20 protein-coding genes and 3 tRNA genes are annotated in these 26,791 nt (G+C 50.9%); 9 read left to right on the top strand and 14 right to left on the bottom strand.

Annotated features, from left to right (window positions below):
- Positions 1-56: 56 nt before the first annotated feature.
- The 8 genes from OSH09_RS16275 to mnmG all read right to left on the bottom strand — a co-directional run bounded on the left by OSH09_RS16275 (position 57) and on the right by mnmG (position 5,147).
- Positions 57-131: transfer RNA gene (locus OSH09_RS16275), tRNA-Thr, on the bottom strand.
- Positions 132-170: 39 nt separating this feature from the next.
- A tRNA-Gly gene (locus OSH09_RS16270) sits at positions 171-244 on the bottom strand.
- 56 nt (positions 245-300) lie between these two features.
- Positions 301-387 (bottom strand) — tRNA-Tyr (locus tag OSH09_RS16265).
- 98 nt (positions 388-485) lie between these two features.
- The gene (locus OSH09_RS16260; RefSeq protein ID WP_266121577.1) at positions 486-716 is read right to left on the bottom strand and encodes a hypothetical protein; all 231 of its coding nucleotides are present in this window, start codon (positions 714-716) and stop codon (positions 486-488) included.
- Between the two features lie 60 nt (positions 717-776).
- On the bottom strand, positions 777-1,715 hold the full coding sequence (locus OSH09_RS16255; RefSeq protein ID WP_207872644.1) for a ParB/RepB/Spo0J family partition protein: 939 nt from the start codon (positions 1,713-1,715) through the stop codon (positions 777-779).
- A 29-nt stretch (positions 1,716-1,744) separates the two neighbouring features.
- Positions 1,745-2,560, bottom strand: coding sequence for a ParA family protein (locus OSH09_RS16250; RefSeq protein WP_266121576.1), 816 nt, complete (start codon positions 2,558-2,560; stop codon positions 1,745-1,747).
- A 2-nt stretch (positions 2,561-2,562) separates the two neighbouring features.
- Positions 2,563-3,234: a 16S rRNA (guanine(527)-N(7))-methyltransferase RsmG gene (gene rsmG, locus OSH09_RS16245; protein WP_207872646.1), complete on the bottom strand. Its 672-nt coding sequence runs from the start codon at positions 3,232-3,234 to the stop codon at positions 2,563-2,565.
- Complete coding sequence (mnmG, locus tag OSH09_RS16240; RefSeq protein ID WP_266121575.1) at positions 3,231-5,147, bottom strand: tRNA uridine-5-carboxymethylaminomethyl(34) synthesis enzyme MnmG; 1,917 nt, start codon at positions 5,145-5,147, stop codon at positions 3,231-3,233. The genes rsmG and mnmG overlap by 4 nt, the downstream gene beginning before the upstream one ends.
- A gap of 907 nt (positions 5,148-6,054) precedes the next feature.
- On the opposite strand from mnmG, the gene OSH09_RS16235 reads away from it, so the two are divergent.
- Positions 6,055-7,224, top strand: coding sequence for a methionine aminotransferase (locus tag OSH09_RS16235; protein ID WP_207872648.1), 1,170 nt, complete (start codon positions 6,055-6,057; stop codon positions 7,222-7,224).
- A gap of 1,165 nt (positions 7,225-8,389) precedes the next feature.
- Here the strand turns inward: OSH09_RS16235 and OSH09_RS16230 are convergent.
- Positions 8,390-9,448: a metallophosphoesterase gene (locus tag OSH09_RS16230; protein WP_266121574.1), complete on the bottom strand. Its 1,059-nt coding sequence runs from the start codon at positions 9,446-9,448 to the stop codon at positions 8,390-8,392.
- 1,439 nt (positions 9,449-10,887) lie between these two features.
- On the opposite strand from OSH09_RS16230, the gene OSH09_RS16225 reads away from it, so the two are divergent.
- From OSH09_RS16225 to OSH09_RS16215, 3 genes are all read left to right on the top strand, one after another.
- Complete coding sequence (locus OSH09_RS16225) at positions 10,888-12,255, top strand: diguanylate cyclase (protein WP_207872650.1); 1,368 nt, start codon at positions 10,888-10,890, stop codon at positions 12,253-12,255.
- A gap of 220 nt (positions 12,256-12,475) precedes the next feature.
- Positions 12,476-13,324 (top strand): archaetidylserine decarboxylase, encoded by an 849-nt coding sequence (gene asd / locus OSH09_RS16220; protein ID WP_207872651.1) that lies wholly within the window; start codon positions 12,476-12,478, stop codon positions 13,322-13,324.
- Positions 13,325-13,446: 122 nt separating this feature from the next.
- The gene (locus OSH09_RS16215) at positions 13,447-14,433 is read left to right on the top strand and encodes an Lnb N-terminal periplasmic domain-containing protein (protein WP_266121573.1); all 987 of its coding nucleotides are present in this window, start codon (positions 13,447-13,449) and stop codon (positions 14,431-14,433) included.
- 206 nt (positions 14,434-14,639) lie between these two features.
- Here OSH09_RS16215 and OSH09_RS16210 read toward each other — a convergent pair whose 3' ends face one another.
- Positions 14,640-15,557 carry a pyridoxal-phosphate dependent enzyme gene (locus tag OSH09_RS16210; protein WP_266121572.1) on the bottom strand — a complete coding sequence of 306 codons (918 nt, stop codon included), beginning with the start codon at positions 15,555-15,557 and terminating at the stop codon, positions 14,640-14,642.
- A 561-nt stretch (positions 15,558-16,118) separates the two neighbouring features.
- Here OSH09_RS16210 and OSH09_RS16205 point away from each other — a divergent pair.
- The 4 genes from OSH09_RS16205 to OSH09_RS16190 all read left to right on the top strand — a co-directional run bounded on the left by OSH09_RS16205 (position 16,119) and on the right by OSH09_RS16190 (position 19,752).
- On the top strand, positions 16,119-16,472 hold the full coding sequence (locus OSH09_RS16205) for a winged helix-turn-helix domain-containing protein (RefSeq protein ID WP_207872654.1): 354 nt from the start codon (positions 16,119-16,121) through the stop codon (positions 16,470-16,472).
- A gap of 273 nt (positions 16,473-16,745) precedes the next feature.
- The gene (locus OSH09_RS16200; protein WP_266121571.1) at positions 16,746-17,534 is read left to right on the top strand and encodes a PhzF family phenazine biosynthesis protein; all 789 of its coding nucleotides are present in this window, start codon (positions 16,746-16,748) and stop codon (positions 17,532-17,534) included.
- 365 nt (positions 17,535-17,899) lie between these two features.
- A complete protein-coding gene (locus OSH09_RS16195) occupies positions 17,900-18,718 on the top strand; it encodes a hypothetical protein (protein ID WP_266121570.1) in 819 nt (272 codons plus the stop codon).
- A 281-nt stretch (positions 18,719-18,999) separates the two neighbouring features.
- On the top strand, positions 19,000-19,752 hold the full coding sequence (locus OSH09_RS16190; RefSeq protein ID WP_266121569.1) for a DUF4880 domain-containing protein: 753 nt from the start codon (positions 19,000-19,002) through the stop codon (positions 19,750-19,752).
- Positions 19,753-19,779: 27 nt separating this feature from the next.
- Here the strand turns inward: OSH09_RS16190 and OSH09_RS16185 are convergent, their stop codons facing one another.
- Positions 19,780-23,082, bottom strand: a complete 3,303-nt coding sequence (locus tag OSH09_RS16185; RefSeq protein WP_266121568.1) for an autotransporter outer membrane beta-barrel domain-containing protein — start codon at positions 23,080-23,082, stop codon at positions 19,780-19,782.
- Positions 23,083-23,280: 198 nt separating this feature from the next.
- Here OSH09_RS16185 and OSH09_RS16180 point away from each other — a divergent pair, with 198 nt between their 5' ends.
- A complete protein-coding gene (locus tag OSH09_RS16180) occupies positions 23,281-23,781 on the top strand; it encodes a hypothetical protein (protein ID WP_266121567.1) in 501 nt (166 codons plus the stop codon).
- A 128-nt stretch (positions 23,782-23,909) separates the two neighbouring features.
- Here the strand turns inward: OSH09_RS16180 and OSH09_RS16175 are convergent, their stop codons facing one another.
- From OSH09_RS16175 to mnmE, 3 genes are all read right to left on the bottom strand, one after another.
- On the bottom strand, positions 23,910-24,299 hold the full coding sequence (locus OSH09_RS16175; protein WP_266121566.1) for a DUF6180 family protein: 390 nt from the start codon (positions 24,297-24,299) through the stop codon (positions 23,910-23,912).
- Between the two features lie 112 nt (positions 24,300-24,411).
- Complete coding sequence (gene dinD, locus OSH09_RS16170; protein WP_266121565.1) at positions 24,412-25,275, bottom strand: DNA damage-inducible protein D; 864 nt, start codon at positions 25,273-25,275, stop codon at positions 24,412-24,414.
- A 101-nt stretch (positions 25,276-25,376) separates the two neighbouring features.
- Complete coding sequence (gene mnmE, locus OSH09_RS16165; RefSeq protein ID WP_222669414.1) at positions 25,377-26,750, bottom strand: tRNA uridine-5-carboxymethylaminomethyl(34) synthesis GTPase MnmE; 1,374 nt, start codon at positions 26,748-26,750, stop codon at positions 25,377-25,379.
- Positions 26,751-26,791 lie beyond the last annotated feature (41 nt).

Below are 26,791 nucleotides of genomic sequence, written 5' to 3'. Positions count from 1 at the left end.
CCTTTAGCCATGGCAGACTCCTGAAGGGATAAGCGATATGAGATGAGAGAGAGATGTGGTGCCCATGACGCGGATCGAACGCGTGACCTCTCCCTTACCAAGGGAGTGCTCTACCACTGAGCCACATGGGCATTCAACTTCAGCCAAGAAAAGCCGAAGATTTTAAAACTTGGAGCGGGTGAAGGGGATCGAACCCTCGTCTTAAGCTTGGAAGGCTTCTGCTCTACCATTGAGCTACACCCGCAGACTTTTCTTCACCCTCTCCTAAAGTCGCCTTGCTGGCGGACTTTAGAAAAATGCTGGTGGTGGGAGTTGGATTCGAACCAACGTAGACGCAGGGTCAACAGATTTACAGTCTGCCTCCTTTAACCACTCGGACATCCCACCCTGAGCGAAAATCGAATTATGGACATGTTTTATGAAGTCGTCAAGCCTTTTGGGCCGAAAACTGAATAATTCGATGATTTTTTAAAAAAAACCTGAATTCAAGCGGTTTTCTTACTGGTTTTGTCACTATTTTTGGGAGTCTTTGAGGCCGCTTTTTTATGTGTCTGCCCCCTGAAAATCAGCTTGAAATACGGGTAAACACATAGTTTTTTCTTGTTTTCAGCATTTATTTTTGTAAGCAAAAGATACTTTACTGCCTTTTTCTTATTTAACTCCGTTTTAAACCGCTGCCCTGCTCCTGGGCGAGTGCCTAGAAAATCACGAACCATGAAAAAAACCGACCTGATGAGGTCGGTTTTTTAACTGCTATCGCATGGCTTTAGCCAGACTTAATCGTCTGTCTGCTCCAGCAAGGACGACAAGCCCTGTTTTTCCAACAAGGCATTCAGATGTTCCCAGCCATGAAAAGCAATCTGCAACTGGCCTTTATCCTTGGCACCGACCTTCAAAGTCACTTTGGTACCCAGGTGGTCAGACAGAACCTTTTCAAAGCGCTGTACATCACCATTGCGGCTGGCTTTATTCTGGGCCTGCTTGCTGGCGGGCTCATCATCCTCATGCAAGGCACGGGCAACCAGTTTTTCAGTTTCACGCACCGACAAACGGCGAGCAATAACTTCATTGGCCAACATGATTTGGCGTGCCGCATCCATCGCCAGCAAGGCACGGGCATGGCCCATATCAATATCACCGGCCAGCAACATGATCTGGACAGGCTCTGCCAGGTTAATCAGACGCAACAGGTTGCTGGTAGTAGACCGTGAACGGCCGATGGCCTGAGCGGCCTGTTCGTGCGTCAGGCCGAACTCGTCCAGCAGTCGCTTGACGCCTTGCGCCTCTTCCAGCGGATTCAGATCTTCACGCTGAATATTTTCGATCAGGGCCATGATGGCGGCGTTTTCGTCGCCTACCTCGCGCACCAGGACTGGCACTTCTTCCAGGCCTGCAATTTGCGATGCGCGGAAACGGCGTTCACCGGCAATGATCTCGTACTTGCCCTTCTCCTTGCCCGACAAAGGACGCACCAGAATAGGTTGCATCACCCCTTGTGCACGGATGGACTCTGCCAGCTCGTTCAAGGCGCCCTCGTCCATGCGAGTACGCGGTTGATACACCCCGGCCTTCAGCAGTTTGACGGGCAAGCTGGAAGGTGGGCCATCGCTCACCGTTGCTTCGCCCTTTTTCCCTATGGTTGCGATAGCGCCTGCGTCTGCGCCGAGCAAGGCGTCCAAGCCTCGACCTAGACCTTTGGGTTTTCGTGTAGCCATGCTTACATTCCTATTGATTCTTGTGTGCCTTACGCCTTATCGCTGCGGGAGTCTTTCTTCAAGCGCTTGATCAGCTCTTTGCCAAAGTCCATATAGGCCTTGGCACCCCGGGAGTTTTTGTCGTACACAATACCTGGCATACCGTGGCTTGGCGCTTCAGCCAAACGCACATTACGTGGCACAACTGTCTTGAACACCTTATCGCCAAAGTGCGTCTCGATCTGACTGGAGACTTGCTGCTGCAAGGTAACACGACCATCAAACATCACTCGCAGCAAGCCAATCAACTGCAAATCCGGGTTGATATTGCGATAGACCCGCTTGACTGTATTGACCAGGTCCGACAGCCCTTCCAGAGCAAAGTACTCGCACTGCATAGGGATGATGACCCCGTGCGCACTGGCCAGGCCATTTAGCGTCAGCAGGGACAAGGTCGGTGGGCAGTCAATCAGCACAAAATCGTAATCGTCCAGAACCTGGGCCAGCGCCTGTTTGAGTTGTTGCTCACGCTCTTGCATCTGGATCAGGTCAATTTCCGCGCCCGACAGCTCCCTATTGGAAGGCAAGACGTCATACCCACCTGTTTCCGAATGTATCTTTACGTTAGCAATACTTTCATCGCCAATCAGAACCTGGTACAGATTGCCAGACAAGCTGTTTTTATCAATGCCGCTACCCATCGTGGCATTGCCCTGGGGATCCAGGTCAATCAACAGTACTTTTTTCTTCAGTACAGCAAGCGCGGCTGCCAAATTGATCGCTGTGGTCGTCTTCCCTACCCCGCCTTTTTGATTGGCGATACAAAACACATAGGCACGGGGAGATTTTTCGTCGTTTTTAATCATGATTATCCTTGCTGCACCAACCACACTAGACAACGCTGTGCCTCTAGCTCCGGTACGGTTAATGATTCTATTCGTTCGACCTGCCAGTTACTTTCAGATTGCAATGCGGCTATTTCTGAATCAGGCTCTTTACCTTTCATAGCTGCAATACGCCCACCTGGGCGAACATGCCTGCCTGCCAAATTTACAAAATCAAGCAGCGAAGAAAAAGCTCGGGAAACCACAATATCAGCCTGCATGGGTTCCTGCTGCTCTACACGCACATGCATTGCCGACAAATTGGGCAAGGCCAGAGCCCCAACCATTTGTTGAACAAATGCCATTTTTTTCTCGACAGCATCAATACACGTAATGTTCCACGTGGAACATGATGCTGCCAAAACAACACCCGGCAAACCAGCACCTGACCCGACATCCACAATCCGCACTGATTTTTGTGCCGTTTGATTGGTGCTGGCCAGGTACTCCTGGAACGGGCGAACAACCGACAGGCTATCAAAAATATGTTGCACCAGCATTTGATCTGGGTCACGCAGAGCGGTCAGATTATAAGTACGGTTCCAGCGCTGTAGCTGACTAATGTAGTCCAATAGCTTGCGCACCAGGACAGGGTCCTGATCCAGGCCCAAGTCTTGCAGGGCCTGATTCAGCCGTTTTGAAAAAATATCGCTCATGCCGTATGTTTGCTTTTTTGCTTGCGCTTCAGGTGTACCAACAACAAGGAAACTGCCGCAGGTGTCACACCTTGAACACGTCCGGCCTGACCAATGGTTAAAGGTTTGGCAGCCTTCAAGCGTTGACGCACTTCAATCGACAATCCTTTGATGTCGTCGTAATCCAGATCCTCTGGAATGGCCTGCTCTTCCAGAGCTGCCTGACGAGTCACCTCATCCTGCTGACGCGCCACATAGCCCGCATACTTCACCTGAATTTCCACCTGCTCAACATGCACCGGGTCTTCCAGACCAGGACCTGCTACGGGTGTGCCTTGGTCATTGAGCACAGCCATCAGTTTTGCATAGTCCACTTCGGGGCGCTTGAGCAAATCGAAGAAGGAGTATTCCCGTTCGATATTTTTACCTAACAGTGCGTTCGCCTGCTCAGCGGGCAGGCTGCGAGGGTTTACCCAAGTACCCTTCAAGCGCTCGATTTCACGTGCGACAGCATCGCGCTTACGATTGAATTGATCCCAGCGAGCATCGTCTACCAAGCCCAGCTCACGCCCCATTTCAGTCAAACGCTGGTCAGCATTATCTTCCCGCAGGCTCAAACGGTACTCCGCGCGAGAGGTAAACATGCGGTATGGCTCGGTCACCCCACGGGTAATCAAGTCATCCACCAACACGCCTAAGTAGGCCTCATTGCGACGTGGATACCACTGCTCTTTCTCTTGCGCCAAACGAGCGGCGTTCACCCCGGCCAACAAGCCCTGAGCGGCTGCTTCTTCGTAACCCGTCGTGCCATTGATCTGGCCGGCAAAGAACAAGCCACGAATCTGTTTAGTTTCCAAGGTGGGATACAGGGATCGAGGATCGAAATAATCGTACTCAATCGCGTAACCCGGACGCATGATGCGAGCGTTCTCCAAACCTGGCAGGCTGCGCACCATAGCCAATTGGATATCAAAAGGCAAGCTGGTCGAGACACCGTTAGGGTAGATCTCAGTCGTGCTCAAGCCTTCAGGCTCCAAAAACACCTGGTGACTACTCTTGTCCGCAAAGCGATGAATCTTGTCTTCGATCGACGGGCAGTAACGTGGGCCAATACCCTCAATGGTGCCTTGGTCGCTATACATGGGCGAGCGATCCAGACCCGAGCGAATAATGTCGTGAGTACGCTCGTTGGTATGCGTAATCCAGCACGGCATCTGTTGGGGATGCATGGAAACATCACCCATATAAGAGAACACCGGAATTGGGTCACTATCGCCAGGTTGGACTTCCAGGCGGGAAAAATCGATGGTGTTGGCATCAATACGCGGAGGAGTCCCTGTCTTCAACCGCCCTTGTGGTAATTGCAGTTCCCGCAAGCGATGCGCCAAGCTGATGGAAGGAGGATCCCCTGCCCGGCCAGCCGAGTAATTATTCAGACCTACGTGGACCAGACCATTCAAAAAAGTACCTGCCGTCAGGACCACGGATTTGGCTTTGAACTCCAGACCTATCTTGGTCACGGCACCCACCACCCGATCACCTTCCACAATCAGGTCTTCGACCGACTGCTGGAACACCATCAAGTTAGGCTGGTTTTGCAGAACTTCGCGAATAGCCTTGCGGTACAAAGACCGGTCTGCCTGAGCACGAGTGGCGCGCACGGCTGGGCCTTTGGAGCTATTCAAAGTACGAAATTGAATACCTGCATGGTCGGTTGCCAAGGCCATTGCACCACCCAGGGCGTCAACCTCTTTAACCAGATGCCCTTTGCCAATCCCCCCAATAGAAGGGTTGCAAGACATCTGCCCCAAGGTATCCATATTGTGGGTCAACAACAGGGTAGACACGCCGGTTCGAGCTGCCGCTAAAGCCGCTTCGGTACCAGCATGTCCGCCGCCTATGACAATAACGTCAAACTCTTCGGGATAAATCATGTCAGAACAGCTAAAAAGTAAAAACCAATTATACGATTACCAGCGCGCTATGTTCCACGTGAAACACATGGAACCACGATCTGTTCCACGTGGAACACAGTTTTTTGCGTAAATACCACTGTGGATAACTTTGTGGAGAAACAGGCTATTTTTTATCCCCAGGCTTAGCCATAGGGTGCAACAAGCGCTTCCTGGAAAAAACCCAAGCTATTAAAGACTGCGGGCGCAAGCCATAAAAGGCGCGCTTATAGCCCTTAAATACCGTAAAAGTAGCTATCTATGCGGGGTCTTGCGCTCTACGGCCTTGAAGCCTGTTTGGCAGGGAGCAAAATTGTGGATAACAGAGCAATAAAAAGAAATACTGCCTGAGGAACAGGGAAATTGTTCAACAGTCTGGCGATAAGAAAATTTCCAGGGAATTTAGGGTAAAGGGCGTCTCTTCATCCATACCTAAGCTTCAGCTCTCTCTGTTCAGCTTGTCTTCCTGAACACTGAAATACACGTCGTCAGCTACCCAAGGCCTCTGCTCCCAATACCCGGAATTTCAGGAAATGCCCTTCTCGCACTTGGCATCAGCCATCGCGGAAAGGTCGCCGGCAGCTTAGCACTCTGAACAGAGAAACGAACAAAACCCGGCCATCTGAAAACGGACAAAGGGAGGTAACACGAAACATTGGCCTAGCGAGGTCTATGCAAGACTGCCCTCATCAATACCAAGAGCATCGGACTCTATATAGACAACAGATATATTGATGTGAAAAAGCATCCTATCGCTGTGGTTCCACGACCAACAGCTAAAGGAGCAATCTATGGTATTTTCGTCAGGACTTTATCCGATACTTCGCCACCCAACTTTTGCTCGAATCTGAACAGCGGGTGCATTTTTATTATTCATGCCAGTAGACCCATGCAGATCACTTCCAAGCTCCCTTCTGTGGGCACCACTATCTTTACGACCATGAGCCAACTGGCTCTGGAACACAAAGCCATTAACCTGGGCCAGGGCTTCCCTGACTTCAATCCCGACCCGGCATTGATAGAAGCCGTACACCAAGCCATGCTGGACGGGATCAATCAGTACCCGGCAATGGCTGGCTATCCGGCATTGCGCGCAGCCATTGCGGACAAGACGCAACGTCGCTATGGGCATCTCTACAATGCGGACACGGAAATTACCGTCACTAGTGGGGCGACTGAAGCGCTTATGGCCAGCTTCCAGGCCTTCGTCCATCCAGGTGATGAAGTTGTTGTTATCGAGCCTTTCTACGATCTGTACATCCCCGCCATTGAGCTAGCCGGGGGTATCCCGGTTGCTGTTCCGATGACAGCTCCAGATGCGACGGTGCCTTATTATCGTGTTGACTGGGACCGAGTAGAGAAGGCCATTAGCGACAAAACTCGCATGCTGGTCATCAACTTTCCTCACAACCCGACTTGCACGATTTTGCGCCCCGAAGATCTGGATGCATTGGAGCAAATCGTAGACAAGCATCCTTTGTTGATCTTGTCTGATGAAGTCTATGAACATCTGACCTTCGATCAAAAAGAGCACCTGAGCCTTGCTAGCCGCCCTAGCCTGGCGGAACGAGCCGTGATCGTTTCGTCCTTTGGCAAAACCTTCCATGCAACGGGCTGGAAGGTTGGCTATTGCTGTGCACCTGCCTATTTAAGTACCGAGATCCGCAAGGTTCACCAATACACCGTCTTTACCGTTCCTAGCCCTTTACAGGCCGGTTTGGCGAGCTATATGCAGGATCCTGCTACCTGGGAGAGCCTGCCCGCGTTTTACCAAGAAAAACGCGATTATCTGAACCAAGGCCTGCAAAATACACGTTTCATCCCTATGCCCAGCGAAGGGACATTTTTCCTGCTGGCCAGCTACGAAAACATCTCAGACCTTTCCGAACTGGATTTTGCCAAACATCTGAATCAGAACTACGGTGTTGGCGCGATCCCCGTCTCTGCCTTCTACCTGGATCCTGGCTCAGAGCAGGCAAATCATCGTTTGCTGCGTTTTTGCTTTGCTAAACAGCTCAATACCCTAGATCAGGCCATTGAGCGTCTACAGAAGGTGTAAAACCGTCTTCAGAGCTTCAATCAAACCGCCGACAGGCGGTTTTTTTTCGTCTTCATTTTTGTGGACAAGTAGCACTCCGGCACTACACGGTCTTTCCGCCAAACACCTCGGTTTCTCGCACTGCAGCACAAAACAGAGCAAACGAGCCACGTAATATCAAACGCAAATCACAAAACCCTTGTTTTGCACCCCACAAGGGGTCAAACGTGAAACAGACGCACCCGCACCCAAACCCTGTCCTGTTGATAACTTTGGGGGCAACCCTGATTTTTTGCCCAGTTATTGCTTCTTTTCCCTTGATAAAACCGAAAACTGAGCAAGCAAGCAGGTTTGCTCTTTTGCTTTCCTGAACCAGAGGAAAAGATAAGTTCAATGTTAAAACCAAGAAAAATATAGATATAAAACAAGGACTTATTTCAACATTACAGACTTCAAGCCTATACATTGACTGTGTTTTTTCACAGCAATGAAAACCCAATAAATCAAAGCCAATACCTTACTGCCACACATGCACGCTTTACCCACAAAATGTGGATAAGTCAAAAATTCAAATACGATTGACCTAGTACAAGTTTTGGGCGCAAAGCATCCTGAAGCCATAGCCTGTCCTGGCCAGCCAAGTGGTCCAACAAGAACTCCCCTCTTTTGCTCATGAAACTCTTGATTGAGTTTTTCTCATACTGAAAGAAAAACCAGAGAGACCAGGGCAAACTCGACCTTAGCTAGTTCTGAAAATAAATTTTCAGCCTTTGCGGCTCAGATTTCTGTATGCAAAAGTCGCATAAGCCATCGTTGAGCGAGATCGTGATTTTTGTTCATGGACTGCATCTTAGTCGAGAACTTTTAGCTTGCAAAGGCTTGAGGCCTGGCAGACAAGAGCTTGAACTTATCTTATATAACAAGCACTTAAATCTTTTATTAGAATTAATGGATGGAGGGCTGTTGATAAGTCGAACAAGTGTCTTTAGCAATGGAAAAACAAGAGCTTAGCGGTTTTTTTTACGGGGATAGATCTACTGCTTACCGGTGGATGGTTTAGGTACAACTTTTCAGCTCAACAAAGAAGTACCTACTTATGCCTTATGTATCCACACCCTGTTCACAATGGGCTTCCTAGAGCTTATCCACAGAAAAAAAAATTGTAACAGCGGGCAGAAAGGCAGAATTAACGGATGGGCTGCGTAAAACCGGTGTCCGTCATGATGATTTTCTCCGGCCAACGCAAGGCAGCCAGGTGAAATGCAGAATCTTCAGGCGCCTGCTCTTTGCGGCGATCGCGCCAACGAGCCCCGACGGAAAAATCTACGCAGAACGTGTTTTTCTTGATGCCATGCCAGGAAAATGGGTCTATATCCTTGAATAATAAGGAATATTTAGACATTTTTGCTATGGTTTGCGGGAAGAGCTGGCGCCAGTAGTGGCCAAAAACCACAGGAATATCATCCTGATAGCTGTTCCACCAGGGCGTACGATCCGAAAAACGCCAACGATTACCGGCAAAAAAGGGCTGACTGGCAGGCCCTTCGGTTCCAGATGTCAGCAAACGAATGGGGTTGAAGTCATTTTTGACCAAATCGTAGTCAATGTAGGCCTGCAATAAAGGCATAGAGGCCTTTGGATCTTCAATTTTTTCTTTCCATTCTTCTTTAGCAGCCAGATATTTATTCAAAATCCCATTTTTTTCTGCGTAATTATCTGCTTTACGCTCGCATTCAAAGAAAAAATCAAGAAAATCTTCGCTTCTTACCGATCTAATAGCATCAATAGCTGGATTATTCCAGGCTGCATGCACAATTCTTAGGTCATTTCTTTCTAAAGCAATGGGCAATGAACTTAAAAAGTTTCGGATTTCATCTTTATTTTGAGGTTTTGCACGCTTAAATGGTGAGTAATTCTTTAAATCTGACTGATATCGCTGATCAAAGTACCAGCCTGATCCATCTTTGGCGTCATCAATAAGCAGATTGATTTCATGATTTCCCAATATACCTTTTGCTTTATTATTATTTATCAATGACTTAAGGTATTCAATAACTTCCGGGCTATTTGGACCTCGATCACAATAATCACCCACAAATATCAGGCTACGTTGGTCTGGATGTGAACCATCTTCTTGGTAACCCAAGTTTTGGATCAGTTGTTGCAAGGCCTGCAGCTCTCCATGTACATCACCGATGATGTCTAAGGAACCAGTAGGTAAAGGCTGTACAAGAAAGTTGGGCATGAGTGAAGAGATCTTTATTTAATAATAACTATATATATAACTAGTAATGGATAATGGATGTCTGTGGATAAGTCGCATAGATTGAAATTCTTCATTGATTTCAACAGTTTATAAGCCATTTTTGCCTGTGTACCACCTTGATGGAGCCGGTGGACCGAAATTGGACAAAATTTGGGTCTTCGAAAGACAGGTGACTTATCCCCCTTTCATCCACAGCACGTCCACAATGGGCCGTCTTGGAGCTTATCCACAGGCTCCAGGAGCCAGCAACAGCCTTAAATATAGCTTTTTTGCTCAGTCCTTGACCGGTTTTCTGGGCCAAGTGTGCCTGCCTGGGGCCGCTGGAGGGTGACGATGTCGGTGTTTGTACCTTCTCTGTGTTTGAGGTCGAATTAAGCCTTTATAATATCCACAAATTATTCACTTTCTTATCAACCGCTGATTTCTGCTCAATTGATATTTTCATTTTTGGTTTAATCCAATTTGTTAATAAGTTTGTGGATTTCTTTCTTATTCTTTTCTGTGGATAAGTTGCCTTATCACGATTGTAATTTATTGTTTTCCCGATAACAAAACACCAGTTTTGAAAATCAATTCATAGGTTTTGTTTTCTTTTTAATCTTGCTCTAATTGATTTTTTATAGTTTGGTTAATAAGAATAAGTAAAAAAATATAATCAATAATCCAATTTATAAAGATCAGGAAAGTTATCTCTCTTTTATTGTCTTATATGAAAAAGAAGTTTTTTTTTCAGCGGTTCAACTTGATTTTCATAAAAGATCTTTGAAAATAATAAGAAAATTATTTTTTCTATTTTGTTTTGAATTTTTATGGATCTTTATCCAGATCGTGGCGATTTATAAAGATGAGTTCCAACGACAGTACAAAATAGAGTTACCAATTTTGTTTTATGGCAGAACATTTCTGCCGACTCGACCTGGCCTAGTTCGGTTCTCTGTTGGCTGTGTATTTATACAGTCGTAAATGCGTTCCGCATTTTTCCCTCTCCCAACCTTCTACCCCCACGCACCAACACATTCGGCTGGCCGTTCCCTGTTCAGCCCCTGAGCGTGGCTTTTTGGCGATAGTGGAGGGATTTCTTGCGTCTGAGCCCCACATGGATAGAGCAATCAGCGCATGTCGGAACTTTAGGGGCGTTTTAGCCGACAAAGTCTTTGGTTTGAATTGCAGATAGTGGTCCAGGTGCGGCGAAACAGGCTCTTTTCTGCAGATGTTGGTGGCACCACTCCCTTGGATCCCAGGGAATCATCCACTTATCTTTAAGGGGTATGTTTTTTCCTGGTGAATGGCGGGGTATTCTCCTGCTAGCCACTGGCTTGAATCGCTATAAGAAATAGCGCGAAATCTCCCCTCATGTAACAATTGCCGCTAAGGCTGTTTAATCCTTAAGTATCGTCTCGCTACCCTCCCCGTACTTCATGTCTCAACCGAATATCGAAGAAGCCGCTCAGGATTGGCACGGCTTGCTCCAGAAAGTGCCACTAGCGGTCCGTGCGCACGTGCTGACTATCACTCAAGATAACCAGGACGAGCTGGCAACCCACTTTTACACGCACATGCTCAAGCACCCTGCTGCGCAGGTGTATCTGTCACACGAACAGGTGCACAAGCGTTTGCATCGTTCTTTGCGCAGTTGGTTGGTGCAACTGTTTTCGGTTGATGAGCACAGTGACATGCAGGATCAGGTCAAGCTGCAGAATCAGGTGGGTGAGGTTCATGCGCGAGTCGGGGTGCCGGTACACCTGGTGCTGCGCGGTGCCCGCTTGCTTAAAGGGCGTTATGCCCGTTTTTTGTTTGAGTCCTCGACAATCAGCTCCGAGCAGGCCTGGGAGTGCTTTCGCTACGTACAGAACTTTATTGATTTGGCGATGGAGCTGATGAGCCATGCCTATGCCAATTCACGAGAGCGCAAATCCCGTGCGGAAGAGTCGTATCGCTTGTTCGCCATTGTGCAAAACGTGGCGGCAGAGCGTGGCCGACAGCGTGCTGCCTTGCTGGATTGGGAAAACCTGTTCATGTTTGCGATGGCGGTCAATAACGGCGTGACGCCCGCACCACGGATCGGGGATTCGGATTTTGGAATCTGGTTCAAACATAAGGGTGCCCATGCGTTTCAGGGTACGGTAGAGAGCCGGGAAATCCTGGATCTGATGAGCTTGATTGATACCGAGCTGATGCCTGCCTTTGAGCAAGATGATCCCAAAGGACAAGTTTTGCGTTTGCACGAGCTGCGCGACCGAACACGAGCCATTGGCTTGCATCTGGACCGCCTGTTTGAGCAGCAAAATGAGCTGGAGTCTGGCCGGGATGTATTGACTCGCCTGTTAAGCCGCAAATACCTGCCTGTGGTGCTTAGTCGCGAGGTAGGCTATGCCCAGCAACGGGGATCACGTTTTGCCTTGCTGGCGGTCGATATAGACTTCTTCAAGCGGGTTAATGATACGCACGGGCATGATGCCGGGGATCGTATCCTGCGTCAGTTTGCCGAGCTGCTCAGTAATAGTGCTCGTGCTGGGGATTATGTATTCCGGCTGGGGGGCGAAGAGTTCCTGCTGGTATTGGTCGATGTGGATGCAGATGGCGCCATGCGTGCGGCTCGTAATCTGCGTCTTCGTATTCATGCGGAAACCTTCCGGGCAGTAGAAGGAGAAAGCATGAATATTACGGCCAGTATTGGTGTGGCTTTGTATGATGCTCACCCGGACTACGAACGTACGCTGCGCCGCGTGGACCGCGCCTTGTATCAAGCCAAAGAAGAAGGACGCGACCGGGTTGTGTTTGTCTGACAGGACAAGCTGGTCCGCTCTTTTATGTCGTATGGCGGCAACCTGTGCTACAAGTGCGTATCGCTTTGTTCCTGCCCGTGTTGCCAGCCTGATTCCTGTTGTGTGGTGGCCTTTGAGATAGGCGTCCCGGCAGAATGTGCGGCGATAAACACATCGATATTTGAATGACATACACGCTTTGGCCCCCGGCCAAGGCAGGTTTTGTTTGTGAGCTGATTTTATGCATCCCAGTTTGGCGGTTCTTCCTCAGTATCTGTTTCCTAAACAGGCGCTGACCGAGTTTTCAGGTAGCCTGGCTTCCAAGCCTATGGGTGGACGTACGACCTGGCTGATCAAGCGTTTTATTGAGCGTTACCAGGTTGACATGAGCGAGGCTGAAAATTCGGATCCAGCCAGCTACGCGACGTTTAACGAGTTCTTTGGCCGAGCCTTGCGTCCCGGTGCCCGTCCGATTGCGGATACCGCGTTGGTCAGCCCGGTGGATGGTGCCATCAGCCAGTTGGGGTTGATTCAGGGTGCCGAGGTATTCCAGGCCAAGGGCCATAGCTACTCTACAACGGCTTTATTAGGGGGCGATGCCCAGGAGGCTGCCCGCTATCAGGATGGGCTGTTTGCGACCCTGTATTTAAGCCCTAAGGACTATCACCGGGTGCATATGCCTTGTGATGGTGTGCTCAAGCGCATGATTCATGTGCCGGGCGATCTGTTTTCGGTTAACCCCACCACAGCGCGTGGTGTGCCTGGTCTGTTTGCCCGTAACGAGCGTGTGGTGTGTCTGTTCGACTCCGAGCAAGGCCCCTTCGTTCTGGTGCTGGTGGGTGCCACTATTGTGGGCAGCATGGTCACTGTATGGCACGGCGTGGTGAATGCATCGCGTGATGGCAAAATCCGCGAGTGGAGTTACGAGGATCAGAACATTGCCCTGGAAAAAGGGCAGGAAATGGGACGATTCTTGCTGGGGTCGACCGTTGTCATGTTATTTCCCAAAGAAAGCGGCTATCGCTTTGATGCGGATTGGCAGCCGCAAGGCCTGATTCGCCAAGGCCAGGCGATGGGCTATCAGGGCTAAACCCTGTTTTCTTATGAATAAAACCTGTGTTCAAGTGGACACAGGTTTTTTTTTGGCCGTTCATACGGTCAAATGCAATCTGTATTCAGGATGGATGTGGAGCGTGTATGAAAAGGTGGGGGATGATGGTGATCACAATATTGGTCCTGTTACTGGTCTTGGTGATTACGGCCTGGGGGGCTTTGGCCCTGCAGTTTCAGTTGCCTGCGGGCTGGGGACGCTGGTTGGCACTGGCTGGCTGGCTTGCCTTGGCTGTGTTGAGTCTGTACGCCTTGAGCAAAGGGAAAAATTGGCTCTTGCTGCCGCAGATATTGGGCTTGCTGGTATTGGTCGGGTGGTGGAGCAGTATTGCCCCCAGCAATGAACGGGAGTGGGCGCCAGACGTTGCCAGAATGAGTTACGGAGATGTGCGCGGTTCGCTTGTGACCTTGCACAATGTGCGCGACTTTACCTGGCGTAGTGAAACGGACTTTGATGAACGCTGGATCACCGAGAACTACGATTTACAGACGCTCAAGTCAGTAGATATGTTTTTGTCTTACTGGATGGGCCCGGTAATTGCGCATACGTTGGTGTCCTTTGGTTTTGAGGACGGCCGCCATGTGGTGTTCTCTGTAGAGATCCGCAAAGAAAAGCACGAGGCCTTCTCGGCGATAGGCGGGTTTTTCAAGGAATTTGAGTTAAGCCTGATTGCGGCGACAGAACAGGATATTGTGCGTACCCGCAGCAATGCTCGGGGTGAGGACGTCTACATGTACAGCGTGGATTTATCCAAACCTGCCATGCAGTCGCTGTTTCTGTCTTATGTTGAGCAAGGGCAGCAGTTGCAGACGACTCCCCGTTTCTACAACACGCTGACGGCGAACTGCACCACGATTGTTTATGACATGGTGTCCAAGATTGTGGATGGTGTGCCATGGGACTGGCGTGTCTTGGCGTCGGGTTACCTGGCAGAGTATGTCTACGGTCTGAACGCTTTAGCGCCGGGTCATAGTTTCAATGAACTGCGCCAACTGGGCTACATCAACCCACGTGCTTTGTCTCAGCAACCGGGGCAGGATTTTTCAGCGCTGATTCGTCAGGATTTGCCTCTTGTAAAGCCATTTTGAGGCTGTTTTAGACGCTTTTGTTCCACGTGAAACATATGTTTTACTTCATTTGATCTGAAAATTAGATCGAATTTCAAGCTAATAAGACAAACAAAACCCCATCATATGAAAATCATGTGATGGGGTTTTTAAATCGCTATTGCTTGGATTTTATATAGAAAAATACAATAAAAATTTGAATGTTTTTAGGAGTTTCCTATGACGGCTTAGGGAGTAGCCCGCCATTGCACCAATTGTTCCAGCGTCATCGTGTTGCCTCCACACACGACGACCAGAATGTTCTGGTACGGTGCCAGCGCCTCATGATCCAGGTACAGCGTCGACAAAGCCGCGCCACATGCGGGTTCCACCAGTACGCGATGGTCAGTCAGAAAGCGTAAACACGCGCTGACAGCTTGGGCATCGCTGACCTGTACGCAGGTGGTGGGATGGGATTGGCTGATTGCGTAGGCTTGGTCACAGACACGTGGCGCGGCTAAAGAGGTCGCTACGCCGCTGACTTCGCTCAGGGTGATGTGTTGACGCTGTTTGACGGACTCTCCTAGGGAGGCCGTTTCTTGAGTCTCGACCGCAATAATGGTGGTTTTGTCCCAGCCCTGCTCCCGCAGGCCTTGAGCCACGCCGCTTAGCAAACCGCCACCGCCGACTGCCAGCAGTACAGCGTCTGGCTGCACATTCATTTGCGCGACTTCTGCGATCAAGCTGGCATGGCCCTCCCATAGCAAGGGATCATCAAATGGGTGGATAAGCGCATCGTCTTCCTGCACCAGGGTCAATGCGTATTCGTGGGCTTCCTGCCAGTTCTTGCCCATGACATGCAGCTCTGCTTTTTCCCGTTGAATCAAGCGTCTGGCATGCTCACTGGTGCTCTCTGGCACGACAACAAGGGTTGGCATGGTCAAGCGACGTCCAGCGTACGCGACGGCGATTCCCGCGTTGCCACCAGAGGAAATGATGAAGCGCTTCTTGCCCTGCTGGGCGTGGTGCTGGCATAAATGGCCAATGCCCCGGATTTTGAATGACCCGCTAGGTTGCAGCGCGTCCATTTTTAGCCAAATTTGTTTTCCTAGCTGATCGCTTAAGGCGTGTGAGTAAATAAGCGGTGTCTCAAGGTGAAGAATCATTTCTTATCGTTCCAGATTTTATAGTGATCTGATGGGGCACATTGGGTGCTCAAGGCCCGGTCCACCCCATTTTATCGGTCTGAAACACGTGTGGCTAAAGATCTTGGGCAGTGTTTTGTGACTGCCGGGACAAGCGGGCGGAAAGCAGTTTGAAAAAGATGCTTATATCATTGGGCCTGTATTTTGTAACTGTCTTTGTTCTCTGTGCTAAGTCCATCAACTAGCGTTTAATGTGAGGCAACTTACTATCTATCTGTCCGTCTGCACCTTCTTACAATTTCGCTTCGTCTGCCTGGCAGTGTTCAAGCTAAATCAAGGGCTTATCTGATAAAATTCCAGATAAATCGCCAGACTCAAGCCCCTTTTCCTGCTGGAATCCTGGGGCTGTCTTAAGCGTTTAATTTTAAGTGCATGATAAGCACAAAAACTCATTCCAATCACTCGGGCCATAAAGCAGCGTTGTTTTTTGCTTTGCCTGAATGGAATAAAAACAATAATAACCAGAACTTATTTCTAAAAAAGACGCTGTGGTAGCGGCTTTAAAGGAATAAAGATTTTGTTATGAAAACTGCCACCAGACCTGCTGATATTTATATGCGTTTTTTGCAGCTCGCCGATTCGCTGCATACCTTGCCTTGCTTGCCTAGTCTGGACCCGCTTGAAGAGCGTATCTTGATCTTGGTTGCCAAGGCGTCTAAAGACTGTTTGCGTTTGTCGGTACGCGATGTCATGGCCGTAGAGCGGCTGGGATCGCCCGCGACCATTCACACCCGGCTCAAATCCATGCGAGAAAAAGGCTGGATTGTCCTTAGTGACACGGAAGACACCCGTCGCAAGCAAGTGGACTTGAGTCAAGCCGCCCTGCTGCACTTTGATCGTCTTTCGGCCTGTCTTTTAGAGGCGGCCAATGCCTGATGGCACAAATTGCATCGCGGTACGGAGTGTCCAATTGCGCAAGCCGCGACAATAAGTCCCGGACATCGGTTTATTAAGTTGGACTCGTCTGGGTCCGGCTTATGGAACAGAAACACGTGGCCTGCCAAAAGGGCTAGTTTGTCTGGCGCTTAAAAGAAACGGAAAGCGGGGGCGGTATTAAAACAATGCCTCTGTTCCATGGATTTACCTGCCTTCAAAGAGTCTATTTTTCTATACTGAGGACTCATCTTGAATTCCATGCCTGGAGGCAGAATGCGCTTACCCATCTATCAGGTCGATGCCTTTACTGACGCCTTGTTTGCGGGCAATCCGGCCGCTGTGGTGTTGCTGTCCGAGTTCCCTGACGATGTCTTGCTGCAATCGATTGCACAAGAAAATAATCTGGCTGAAACCGCGTTTCTGGTACCGCAAGGCCAGGACTTTCGCTTGCGCTGGTTTACACCAACAGTAGAAGTACCCTTGTGCGGACATGCGACCTTGGCCAGTGCTGCTGTCGTGCTGCAGTATCTGCGCCCACAAGATAGCCAAGTAGTGTTTCATACCCTGAGCGGCGCCTTGACGGTGCGACGTGATGAGGCCAGTTATGTCATGGACTTTCCGGCACGCCCTGTGTCCCGAGTCGCGGACAATCCGGCATTGGAACGTGCTTTGGGAAGCAAAATTGTGCAATTGTGGCGCAATGACTTCACACACTTGGCGGTGCTGGAGTCTGAGGAGCAGGTGCGCCAGGTAGAGGTAGATATCCCGGCGATGCTGGCCAGTGATTGCGGTGGCTGTATTGTTACTGCACCTGGTTCGGGACAGTTTGATATTGTCAGCCGCTTTTTTGTTCCTGAGCATGGGATTGAAGAGGATCCGGTAACCGGGTCCGCTCATTGCGCTTTGCTGCCGTACTGGGCCCCTATCCTGGGCAAGAACCAGTTGCTGGCGTATCAAGCGTCGGCTCGTGGCGGTGTACTGGATTGCACTTTAAGTGGTGATCGAGTGTTCTTGAAGGGCCAGGCCGTTGTGTATATGGAAGGCCATATCAATGTGGCGTAAGGCACACTAAGGTGTTTTAAACAGGTGCAGCCAGGCTGTGCCTGTGTACTCAGTCCCCTGCTTTACCGCCCTGCCGTTTTGGCGTCTTTGTTACACGGCATGCTGCTTATTTATTTCGACTGTTTTTTATCGCGGCTTTTTATGGTTTTTACGCGCTTATGATTCCCGTCGCCCCGTTTTCTTTGATGCTTTTATTGATAATGACGCTGGGACCACTGGCGCTGATTATCTTGCTGGTCTGGGTTGTTTTACTTTTCGTGCAGCCTCAACGCCGGGCAAATTTTAAGAAAAACCCTTGGCCGCGCATCCTGTTTTTAGTTCCTGTGTTGGCTTTGGCAGGTGTCTTCAGCCTTTTTCAATGGGACATGTATCAGTACGACAAAGCACAGCGGGAAGAGCTGGCCAGTCGTCAGCATGTTTTAAAAGAGCCGGGCCGTTTTGCCGGAGTCGATATGCCGACGGGGACGGAGCTGGAGTTGCAGGTGTGGGGGGATCCGGACAGTGTGTCCTGGGCCCGCTTTCCTGAGCCGGTCATGGTGGGGCATGCTCCTGTATTGTCTTTCGAGCGCCCCCGCCCCGATTTGCAGAACTCCAGTTGGAAATTGCATCTGGCACGTGATACGGAACTGGAGGGCTGGCAATGCGATGGCAGCCAAGTGCTTGAAATGGAACAGGATCCTGTGACTGAAGGCGGTTTTCGTTTTGTGAGTTGCTTTTTGGCCAAAGGTAATCAGATCACCGGCTGGAGCCCTTATGCCGCGGCAGCCAATATGAGTACGGCCCCGGATTTTGTACTGGATCTGCCTGCAGGTACCTTGGTTCAGGCCAGACCCGATGGGACCTTGTATACCAATGGGGAGCGGGATCAGGACCGCTGGATGCTGCGTGTTGAGGCAGAGGGTCTACAGGTGCATGCATGGAATTTGCCCCTGGAGCGCGCATATTTCTCAGTCGATAAAAATAAAGATCTGCTTTATCTCTTGCACGCTCAATTGGCTCGGGAAATTCAATTCGGTGGATTTACCTATCCGGCCGGTACACGGGTTTCGACACCTAACTATCGTTTTTACCCGCAGTGGCCACTTTTATTGAAAATGGTATTGCCTGGTGGGGGCGAATCGGATCAGAACAAAGAGCAAGCCCATGACCTGCTTAGCGGCCAAATTTTGGACGGTTTTCACTAGTTAACGGCCTGATTTCGGGTTTTTTTACCTGTAATCTGCATTTTTTTTGTGGTGAGTGTAATTAAATAAGGCGAATTTGTTTTGATTGGGTCAATTTGAGTTAATGTAAGCATTTGAAGCGATTGTATAAAATAAAAACGCATCGTTTTCAAAGGTAGACAGCTAGAGAGTTGGTGGCTACTGGTTTCGTTTCCTAAGGTTTTAGTATTGGGCGGAAGGGACAATCCGCCGTACTGAAACCACCCTATTGCTGGCGTAACTGAACAAGGTTAGATGCCGCTATGACGACATATCAAGGGGAGCTGCTGGAGCATACGCAGGCTCACGCGCAGGCCGCTTATTGGTTTACTCGCTTGAACTCCGGCGAGGCCACTGCTGCAGAATTACGGGAATTCGAGGATTGGCGTCGTGACAATCCTGAAAATGAACGCTCGTATCGATACATTTGTTATTTTTGTGACGCCAGCCTGGACGCCCCCGAGCATGAGATACGCCGTTTATTGGCTAACTCGGAAGAGAAAGTGGTTTTGCTCAAGCCTTATTACCGCAGTGTGCTGGCCGGTTTGTTGGTCTTGGCCTTGGCGTTTACGGTATTTTTTTCCTGGCCTGAACGTGTGGTGCGAGAACAGCATGTGGTCTCTGGCGCACAAATGCTGGAGCAGCGGTTTATGGATGGTTCTGTGGTGCAACTGGGCCCCGATTCCGCTATTGAGATCCGCGAGTACGAGGACAGGCTGAATGTGCAGCTTTTACGGGGTCAGGTGCAGCTTCTGCTTGCTGATCCGACCCAAAAGAGCGTGACGGTCTTTACCAGTTTTGCCCAGGCCCGTAGTAGTAAAGGACAGTTCACCGCCTTTCTGGACAACAACCAAATGAAGTTTGCGGTGGATACCGGCTCGGTTGAGGTTTCCAGTGGCACCTGGTGGCGTCGACAGATTCGGGTGCTGATCCCCGGTCAGCATATTGATGTGGATCGATGGTCTGGAATGAAACGGGTTCAGCCCGCTCCAGTATCTCCAAATGAGGCCGACTAACAGTCGGCCTCTTACATTTCAGGGCGTTCAGAACATCCAGTTCAGGAACAATTTGCCGTTTATATCGGCACGGCTATCGTCTAATAAACGGGTGCTGGCCGACAGCCCTAAACGCAGGCGCTCGGATTGCTGCAAGTTGATGCTGGTTCCCAGCGACAAAGCATGGCGATCCACACGTGCATAACGACCATCAAAACCCACAGATTGGGCACTGGCAAAGGCCGCTTCCTGGGTTTGATTACGGCTTAGCAAAGCCTGCTCCCAAGCTACCGACAAGGACGTTTGCAGTTGACGATCCTGGCTTAAATTCCAGTTTTGACGCAGGGCCAGACCGATAGAAGCCTGCAAGGCGTTTTGACGACTGGAGTCCAGATGCAGACGGCTGGCGGCATCGCCACTTTCTTCCAGTCCAGGACGACGGTAATGGAGATAATCCAGAGCCAGAACCGGCCCGATGCTGCCGTTTTCACCCAGAGCCCAGTTGTAGCCTGTCTGTACCCCCAGCGAGAAGGTATGGCCTGTCCAGTCCGAGGAGGGACGCGCCTGATAGCCCGAGAAGCTGATGTTGCGGTTCATCTTGCCCTGTTCAATACCCACACGTAGCTGAGCCAAACCGTTCCAGCCTTCCTGGCTGTAACCACGGTAACGGGCATGAACACCCAGCCCCAAACCGGTCAGCTTGCTCTTGGCCTGGAAGGGGGCGTCTACGTTGACGCGCTGCTCGTTGGCATTGCCGTGTACGCCCAGGCTCCAGTCACTGCCCTCAGCACGGTGTTCTGCTCCCAGCATCACCCCATAGGTTTCGCTGCGGTGGTCAACATCGTTGCTGCCCAATTGCCAGTGATAGCGGCCACCATAGGTCTGGATGAAGCTCTGCCAGCCGCTTTTGTTGATACCGTCTGTCTGGCGCAGTTGTTCGGATACCAGTTGCTCACGACGCAAGGAGGCCGCCGTTTGGGCCGCGTACGCGCCTGCGCTCAATTGATCCAGTGCCAGCCCAATATCGCTACCATCCGCACGCGAGAAGTCCAGGGCCTGATACACGGCTGCCAGGGACTGATTGCCCGAAGAGGCCTGTGCCAGGCTGGTTCCCACTGCAGCGGCGTTAGGCGAGGTGGCATATTGTGCATATGCATCCTGTTTACGGCCAACTGTCCAGTTATTGCTTGTAATTTCTACGCCTAAAGTTGGAGAGGCTAGCGTCGTGCTAAGCAGGGTAAATTGCCCTTGCGTCTGGTTGGCGGTAAATACCTTGTCTTGATTCAGTGTCCAGCCGTTTTGGTACCAGTCAGGCTGCAGGACTACTTGTAGTTCGCCGTCAAGTTGAGCCACACCCTGTATATCAAGATGGTCGTTTTGGGTCGGCGAGGCTTCCACCAAAATTCTGCCCTCGGGACCTTGGATAAAGTTGCCCTCAATCGTCAGGCTTCCATAGGAGTTGCCAGGGCTTATGGTGCCGTTATTGGTGAGGTTGTATTCGCGGTTGACAGTGAGTTGGGCATTGCCTGATAAGGTAGCACCTTGATTGACTCGCATGCCGTATACATCATATTTCCCATTCAAGGAGGTTACGCCCCCGGCGATTACAACGAACAAATTGTTTGGGCCGTTTATATTGCCGTCATAGCGCAACTGGAAGTTGGGATCCGCCGCGTTACTTGCCTGGCCAAATTCATTCGCCTTCAAGCCAAAGCTAATATTGGTCAGCAATAGTTTTTGGTTGGCATCACGACGGTTGTACGCCGAGGTGATGTCACCAGTAATTTGCGCGCCTTGCATGATGTTGATGTTATTTACCCAGGCGTTCTCAGCGATATAAATGGCGGCCTTTTGGCCTGATAAGACACCGGACAGGTTGTAGTTGGAGATTAAGGCACCTTTCAATGCTTCTGGCATGGGCAAGGGGGAGCTTTTGCTTTGATACCACCAGGAGCCGCGAGACTCATTGTCATTACCCATCGCATTTTGGCCGAAATCAAACAAGACGCCTATGCCGTCCACGCCACTGGCGCGGACTTCGCCTTGCTGAATAATATTGTGATGCCGACCATAGCTTAATTGCAGTCCGCGGCCGTACCAGCCATGAGCATGAATGCGGGTGTTTTTAGGGATGATGAGGGTGTTCTCGCTACCGTCTATGCGAACCCCTATTCCGCCAGGTCCAGCAGAAAGCAAATCTGCTGACTGAATAATGGTATTGCGTTCGCCATAGATGTGTAGCCCCAGGCCTTGTGTCGCCGTGTTGTATTGGCCGGGCAGATACCCAGTTTTATCTTTATTGCGGGCGAAATATCCATTGGTATTGTTCAGCGTGATGCCATTGTTATAGACCGAATAGCCAAAGAAATTGCGACGATCAATATTCAGGCCGATATCTTGCAAGGCGGCAATTTCCGCTTCCATCAGGTTCACATAGTTACGGTAGGTTTGGTGACTCATCAAACTGTTGCGCAGCTCAATGTGGGCCATGTAGTCCGTATCCACACCGTAACGAGGGGCTTCATGAAAACGCAGGATGCTAACGGGAAGGCCGGGCATTGCTCCATTAAGGACCGCTTGTACATTGTTTCCGGTGAAATAGCCCTTGTCCTGCCGTAGGTCAAAGGCGCGGGGATCATAGGATGTAGAGCAGACCGAGCACAGGATTCTTTGTCCTGGGGAAGCAGCCCGACCATGGTCATCCCGTAGGCTCAAGGCCCAGGGGGTCATGACGTTACGAAAGTAGGGGGCAGGAGAGCTCGTGTTTGTTGCCTGTCTATTCTCTACTGTGTTGCCTATTCCCAAGGCGTGGGCCAGTTCATGGAAAATAACAGCGCTGTAATCAACCTGGCGTGTCAGTGGTAATTGGCTCGGTGTGACCGGCCCGCTGTCTAGATCTAGCGTGCCTACGCCTATGACGGCATCTGGGTTGTTCGCTGCACCGCGGAGTAGTCCTGCCAGACGTGCCTGCAAGGCCGATATCACCAAATTGGGATGTGAGGGCATGGTCAGGTTGGTGCCATAGGCATTGGCATTTTGTACATTCATCGTGCCAAGGTTGATAACGGCAGGTGTGTAACCCTGTGGCAAGTTCAGTATTTCAGCCCAGCGGTCTAGCGCAGCCCGGATTTTCATCCGACCATTCTCATCAATGTTACGGGGAGAAATGCGTTGGGGGATATGTAAGGAGCTAAGGTCGTAGCTTCGATCATTTGGTCCGTAAGTACGTAGCTCAAAGGCCCGCTGGCCTTGCTTGTTCAGAATGAATTCTGATGTGTAAGCATGAATACTGTTAGCCCAGCTCAAGGCTAATAGCGTGGGACCAAGAAGTGCTTTGATTTTGACGTCCATAGGGTTCTCAGAGTCGGAGCACAACACATGGGGAGATCTTTTAGAAAAATACTGAAAAGAGTTTTTTTGTGCCACATGTTTCTAAATATAAATTGGCATTTGAGTAAATGGCACAACACTCTTTTGGCCTCAAACCGTAAAGACCTGCCACTTGACAACCGTTACCTATATGAGACGACTTGTTCAAGAGGAAAAGTTATGACGATAGAGATTAACGGACAGGGTTTAATACACGGTCAAAATCTGCCTGTGACCGAGCCTTTGCAGGCCACAGCCATTACTCCCCCTGTTGTGCCAGAGCAGGAAGATGGGGGGCGTATAGACGGAACAGGACGCATCAAGGTGACCTTGTCACCTCTGGGCAAGGAACTATCGCTGACCAGCCAGCAAGCTCAAAAACAAGAGCGCGACAAAGATATTGATGACAGTTCCCTGCCCGATGGCATCAAGGACATCCTTAAACGCATTCGCGACCTGAAAGAGCAGATTCAACAGAAGTTGATGGAGCTGCAGCGCATTCAAGCCAGCGATAAAGGGAGTGAGGCTGAAAAAATGCAGGAACTGGAGCGCGTGCAAGGCGAGCTGACCAGCCTGAACGGTGCCCTGTCCAGTGCGCATGCCATGCTGAACAAGATCATGGATGACATCAAGCTGGATGGCGATTCCCGTATGGATGTCGCGAGTTTGCTGATGAAGTAAAAAGCCGTTTGACTGGCTTTGGAAATCCTTGGGGCGCAGGTGGTTTGTTGGGGGCGGTTTTGCCCGTATGAACCCGTTTACTGCGCCCTTTTTGCGCGTTTGATATTCAGGCGTCGGTTGGATAGCGCTCAGGGTTGAGTCGCGACTGTTAAAGCCTGCGTGATTTTGTGATTGAGCTGATGCGGAGACATCAAATCCGCCGTGACCTGCGCCTTGGTGTGAATGATGTAGGCGGTCGACGGGTTCAAATCAATGCAATACACCACCAGCGAGCCGCCCCCCAGAGGGGCTGCGCCTATATATACCCCTAATTGATCGTTGGCCGTTGGCTCATTGCGCTGCTGATACCCTTCCCCAGCCGCCGTTTGCTTGACCGTATCCAGACACTGCGCCACGTTTAAACGAGAGATGGAGCGTTGCTCGGCTTCCAGCTCCAGAGGCAACAGATCCTGAGCCTGGACGGCCCAGGTGGTATGGACCAAAGCGGCCATCAAAACCCACTTGTTGAGTGTGTGCATGACGCCCTCCCGCAGGAGACGATGGAATACCCAGCATAGCCCTGATCAAGGGGGGGCGGGTTTTGATGGGGCTTAATTCAGGGCTAAGTTTCGGGTTTTTACTGAGGCAGGCTTAGTCCTCAAGCTTGTGAACTGGAAGCTTCCCAGTTTGCTTCAGCAGTTTCTTCTCTTCAGTTTTTACGCGACGTTCCAGTTTTTTAATGTCTTCTTCAGCAGGGAGCTGCTCAGGCTGGATGCCACGCTGGCCGAGCATATCGCGCACACTGCGATTGTTTTGTTCGTGTTCGCGGGTGATCAAGGTTTCGCCATGTAGCTGCTCTTGCGTGACGTTGTGGTTTGTTATCTCTGTGGCAAGATTCTTGGCAGCAATAGTTAGCGTAGGTAGAAAGTCAGCCAAAGGGCGTGTCTGGGTAATGCCGTAGCGATCCTTCATCATTTGGGTAGTGTGTCCCCCAAATAGAGCCGCATCACCCTTGGATCGGATGCGGCCAAAGCCTCTATCGTCTACGCCATGTTCATAGAGGTTTTGCGATAGTGTCCTTTCTGACTCTCGAAGACGTTCGCGCGCATCCAGGCTAGCCTGCAGACGCATGCGGTCTTCAATCAGCTCCTGTTTGCGGGTCTGGATGGCAAAGTAGCTTTGAGCAAAGGCAATGGCTGGCTTGCGTGGGTCGCCGTTCTGGGCGATGAGATAACAGGCATAGCGGGTGAGCATGATGTCTTCTATTGAACGATCTGCCCCGCTACCAATCTGGACCATTTTCGTGACGCCACGAAAATGGTCTCCTTCTTCGTAACCCGTTGTTTTACAAGACTCTACAGCCCGATCTATCGCCGTCTTGAAGTTCTCCCAGCGTACATAGCCCAAAGGCTCCATCAGGTCGCGAGCGAACCAGAACTCCACGCCTTCCTCAGGGATGGTGTGGCTCAAGTCATCGAATTGGCTTTTCAGTTGTTTGATGTCCTGGGTTTCCATTTGGTGTCTCCGAGTTGCCAGGCACTGGTCAGGACATCCTTGGACGCCGTCTCAGGTTCTATGGCTAGTGTGATGAGACACCGATGGTGTTCAGGTCTGCATCACTTCCCAATACAAAAACTGGAGAAAATCTCCCCCAGCAAATCATCGCTGCTGAACTCGCCGGTAATCGAGCACAGATCCAGATGTGCCAGACGCAGTTCTTCGGCAAACAGATCCAGCACTTGATCGCTGTGCGTGGCGTGTTCTGCTGCCAGGCCCAGGTGGTACTCCGCGCGCTCCAAGGCTCGCAGATGTCGTTCCCGAGCCAGCCAGGGCGATTCACTGCCGGGGTTCCAGCCTGCGATATCCAGCAAGGTGCGGCGCAGCGTGTCCAGACCGACATCCTTACGGGCAGAAATCGGCAGCACGGTGGCTCCGCTTTCCTGCGCGGGCAAAGCAGCCTGTTGTTCATCTGTCAGCAAGTCTATCTTGTTATAGACACGCAGCACGGGTACATGTGATGGCAGGCGAGTGGTAATGGCACTGTCCAGCTCGTCTTGGGGGTTGCGGGCGTCCAGCAGGTGCACGATGACGTTAGCCTTGGCGATTTCGTCCCAGGTACGGGCGATACCAATGCGTTCTACGGTGTCTTCGGTGTCTCGTAACCCGGCTGTGTCCACGATGTGCAGCGGGATGCCGTCGATGTGGATCAGTTGCATGACGCGGTCGCGCGTCGTGCCGGCAATATCGGTCACGATGGCTACATCTTCACCGGCCAGCGCATTGAGCAGGCTGGATTTGCCCACATTAGGCTGGCCTGCCAGTACAACGTGCAAGCCTTCGCGCAGGATCGCTCCCTGGCGCGAATGCTGCAGGATGCGTTCCAGTTCGTCTTGTATGCCTTGCAGGGTTGCCGCCGCCTGGTATTTCTCCAGGAAGTCGATTTCTTCCTCGGGAAAGTCCAGGGTGGCTTCTACCAGCATGCGCAGGTGAATGATGCGGTCGGCCAGGGCGTTGACGTTATTGGAAAACACGCCAGACAAAGAGGCGACGGCACTGCGGGCGGCGGCTTCCGAGGAAGCGTCAATCAAGTCGGCCACAGCCTCGGCCTGGGCCAGGTCCAGTCTGTCGTTCAAGAAGGCGCGCTGGGTGAATTCGCCGGGCTCGGCCAGGCGCAGGCCCTGATCTTTACCCGCTTCCAGGCAGCGATCCAGCAGGCGGCGCAGCACAGCCGGGCCACCGTGGCCTTGCAGTTCCAGCACGTCTTCGCCGGTATAGGAGTGCGGGCCTTTAAAGAACAGCGCAATGCCCTCGTCGATTGCCTCGCCCTGTGCGTCTTTAAAAGGCAAGAAGTGTGCATGACGCGCTTGCAGCGTGCGGCCAAACAGGGTCTGGATCAGAGCATCAAGCTCCTTGCCGGACACACGGATGACACCAATACCACCCCGGCCGGGGGCGGTGGCAATAGCCACAATAGGGGAAGAGCTGGACATAGGGCAGATCGATCAAAGAGGCGGAATAGAACCGTATTGTA

Source organism: Alcaligenes parafaecalis (assembly GCF_026344135.1).
In the GTDB taxonomy this organism is placed as follows: Bacteria; Pseudomonadota; Gammaproteobacteria; order Burkholderiales; family Burkholderiaceae_B; genus Alcaligenes; species Alcaligenes parafaecalis.
This window is presented reverse-complemented; position numbering and strand designations above follow the sequence as displayed.

What these genes read in the sequence shown, in the direction of transcription:
- OSH09_RS16180 (WP_266121567.1), top strand. Translation starts at nt 23,281, where the DNA reads ATGACGATAGAGATTAACGGACAGGGTTTAATACACGGTCAAAATCTG.
- OSH09_RS16250 (WP_266121576.1), bottom strand. Translation starts at nt 2,560, where the DNA reads ATGATTAAAAACGACGAAAAATCTCCCCGTGCCTATGTGTTTTGTATC.
- OSH09_RS16260 (WP_266121577.1), bottom strand. Translation starts at nt 716, where the DNA reads ATGGTTCGTGATTTTCTAGGCACTCGCCCAGGAGCAGGGCAGCGGTTT.
- mnmE (WP_222669414.1), bottom strand. Translation starts at nt 26,750, where the DNA reads ATGTCCAGCTCTTCCCCTATTGTGGCTATTGCCACCGCCCCCGGCCGG.
- OSH09_RS16235 (WP_207872648.1), top strand. Translation starts at nt 6,055, where the DNA reads ATGCAGATCACTTCCAAGCTCCCTTCTGTGGGCACCACTATCTTTACG.
- OSH09_RS16185 (WP_266121568.1), bottom strand. Translation starts at nt 23,082, where the DNA reads ATGGACGTCAAAATCAAAGCACTTCTTGGTCCCACGCTATTAGCCTTG.
- OSH09_RS16205 (WP_207872654.1), top strand. Translation starts at nt 16,119, where the DNA reads ATGAAAACTGCCACCAGACCTGCTGATATTTATATGCGTTTTTTGCAG.
- OSH09_RS16175 (WP_266121566.1), bottom strand. Translation starts at nt 24,299, where the DNA reads ATGCACACACTCAACAAGTGGGTTTTGATGGCCGCTTTGGTCCATACC.
- OSH09_RS16210 (WP_266121572.1), bottom strand. Translation starts at nt 15,557, where the DNA reads ATGATTCTTCACCTTGAGACACCGCTTATTTACTCACACGCCTTAAGC.
- OSH09_RS16190 (WP_266121569.1), top strand. Translation starts at nt 19,000, where the DNA reads ATGACGACATATCAAGGGGAGCTGCTGGAGCATACGCAGGCTCACGCG.
- dinD (WP_266121565.1), bottom strand. Translation starts at nt 25,275, where the DNA reads ATGGAAACCCAGGACATCAAACAACTGAAAAGCCAATTCGATGACTTG.
- mnmG (WP_266121575.1), bottom strand. Translation starts at nt 5,147, where the DNA reads ATGATTTATCCCGAAGAGTTTGACGTTATTGTCATAGGCGGCGGACAT.
- OSH09_RS16215 (WP_266121573.1), top strand. Translation starts at nt 13,447, where the DNA reads ATGATGGTGATCACAATATTGGTCCTGTTACTGGTCTTGGTGATTACG.
- OSH09_RS16255 (WP_207872644.1), bottom strand. Translation starts at nt 1,715, where the DNA reads ATGGCTACACGAAAACCCAAAGGTCTAGGTCGAGGCTTGGACGCCTTG.
- OSH09_RS16195 (WP_266121570.1), top strand. Translation starts at nt 17,900, where the DNA reads ATGTATCAGTACGACAAAGCACAGCGGGAAGAGCTGGCCAGTCGTCAG.
- OSH09_RS16225 (WP_207872650.1), top strand. Translation starts at nt 10,888, where the DNA reads ATGTCTCAACCGAATATCGAAGAAGCCGCTCAGGATTGGCACGGCTTG.
- asd (WP_207872651.1), top strand. Translation starts at nt 12,476, where the DNA reads ATGCATCCCAGTTTGGCGGTTCTTCCTCAGTATCTGTTTCCTAAACAG.
- rsmG (WP_207872646.1), bottom strand. Translation starts at nt 3,234, where the DNA reads ATGAGCGATATTTTTTCAAAACGGCTGAATCAGGCCCTGCAAGACTTG.
- OSH09_RS16230 (WP_266121574.1), bottom strand. Translation starts at nt 9,448, where the DNA reads ATGCCCAACTTTCTTGTACAGCCTTTACCTACTGGTTCCTTAGACATC.
- OSH09_RS16200 (WP_266121571.1), top strand. Translation starts at nt 16,746, where the DNA reads ATGCGCTTACCCATCTATCAGGTCGATGCCTTTACTGACGCCTTGTTT.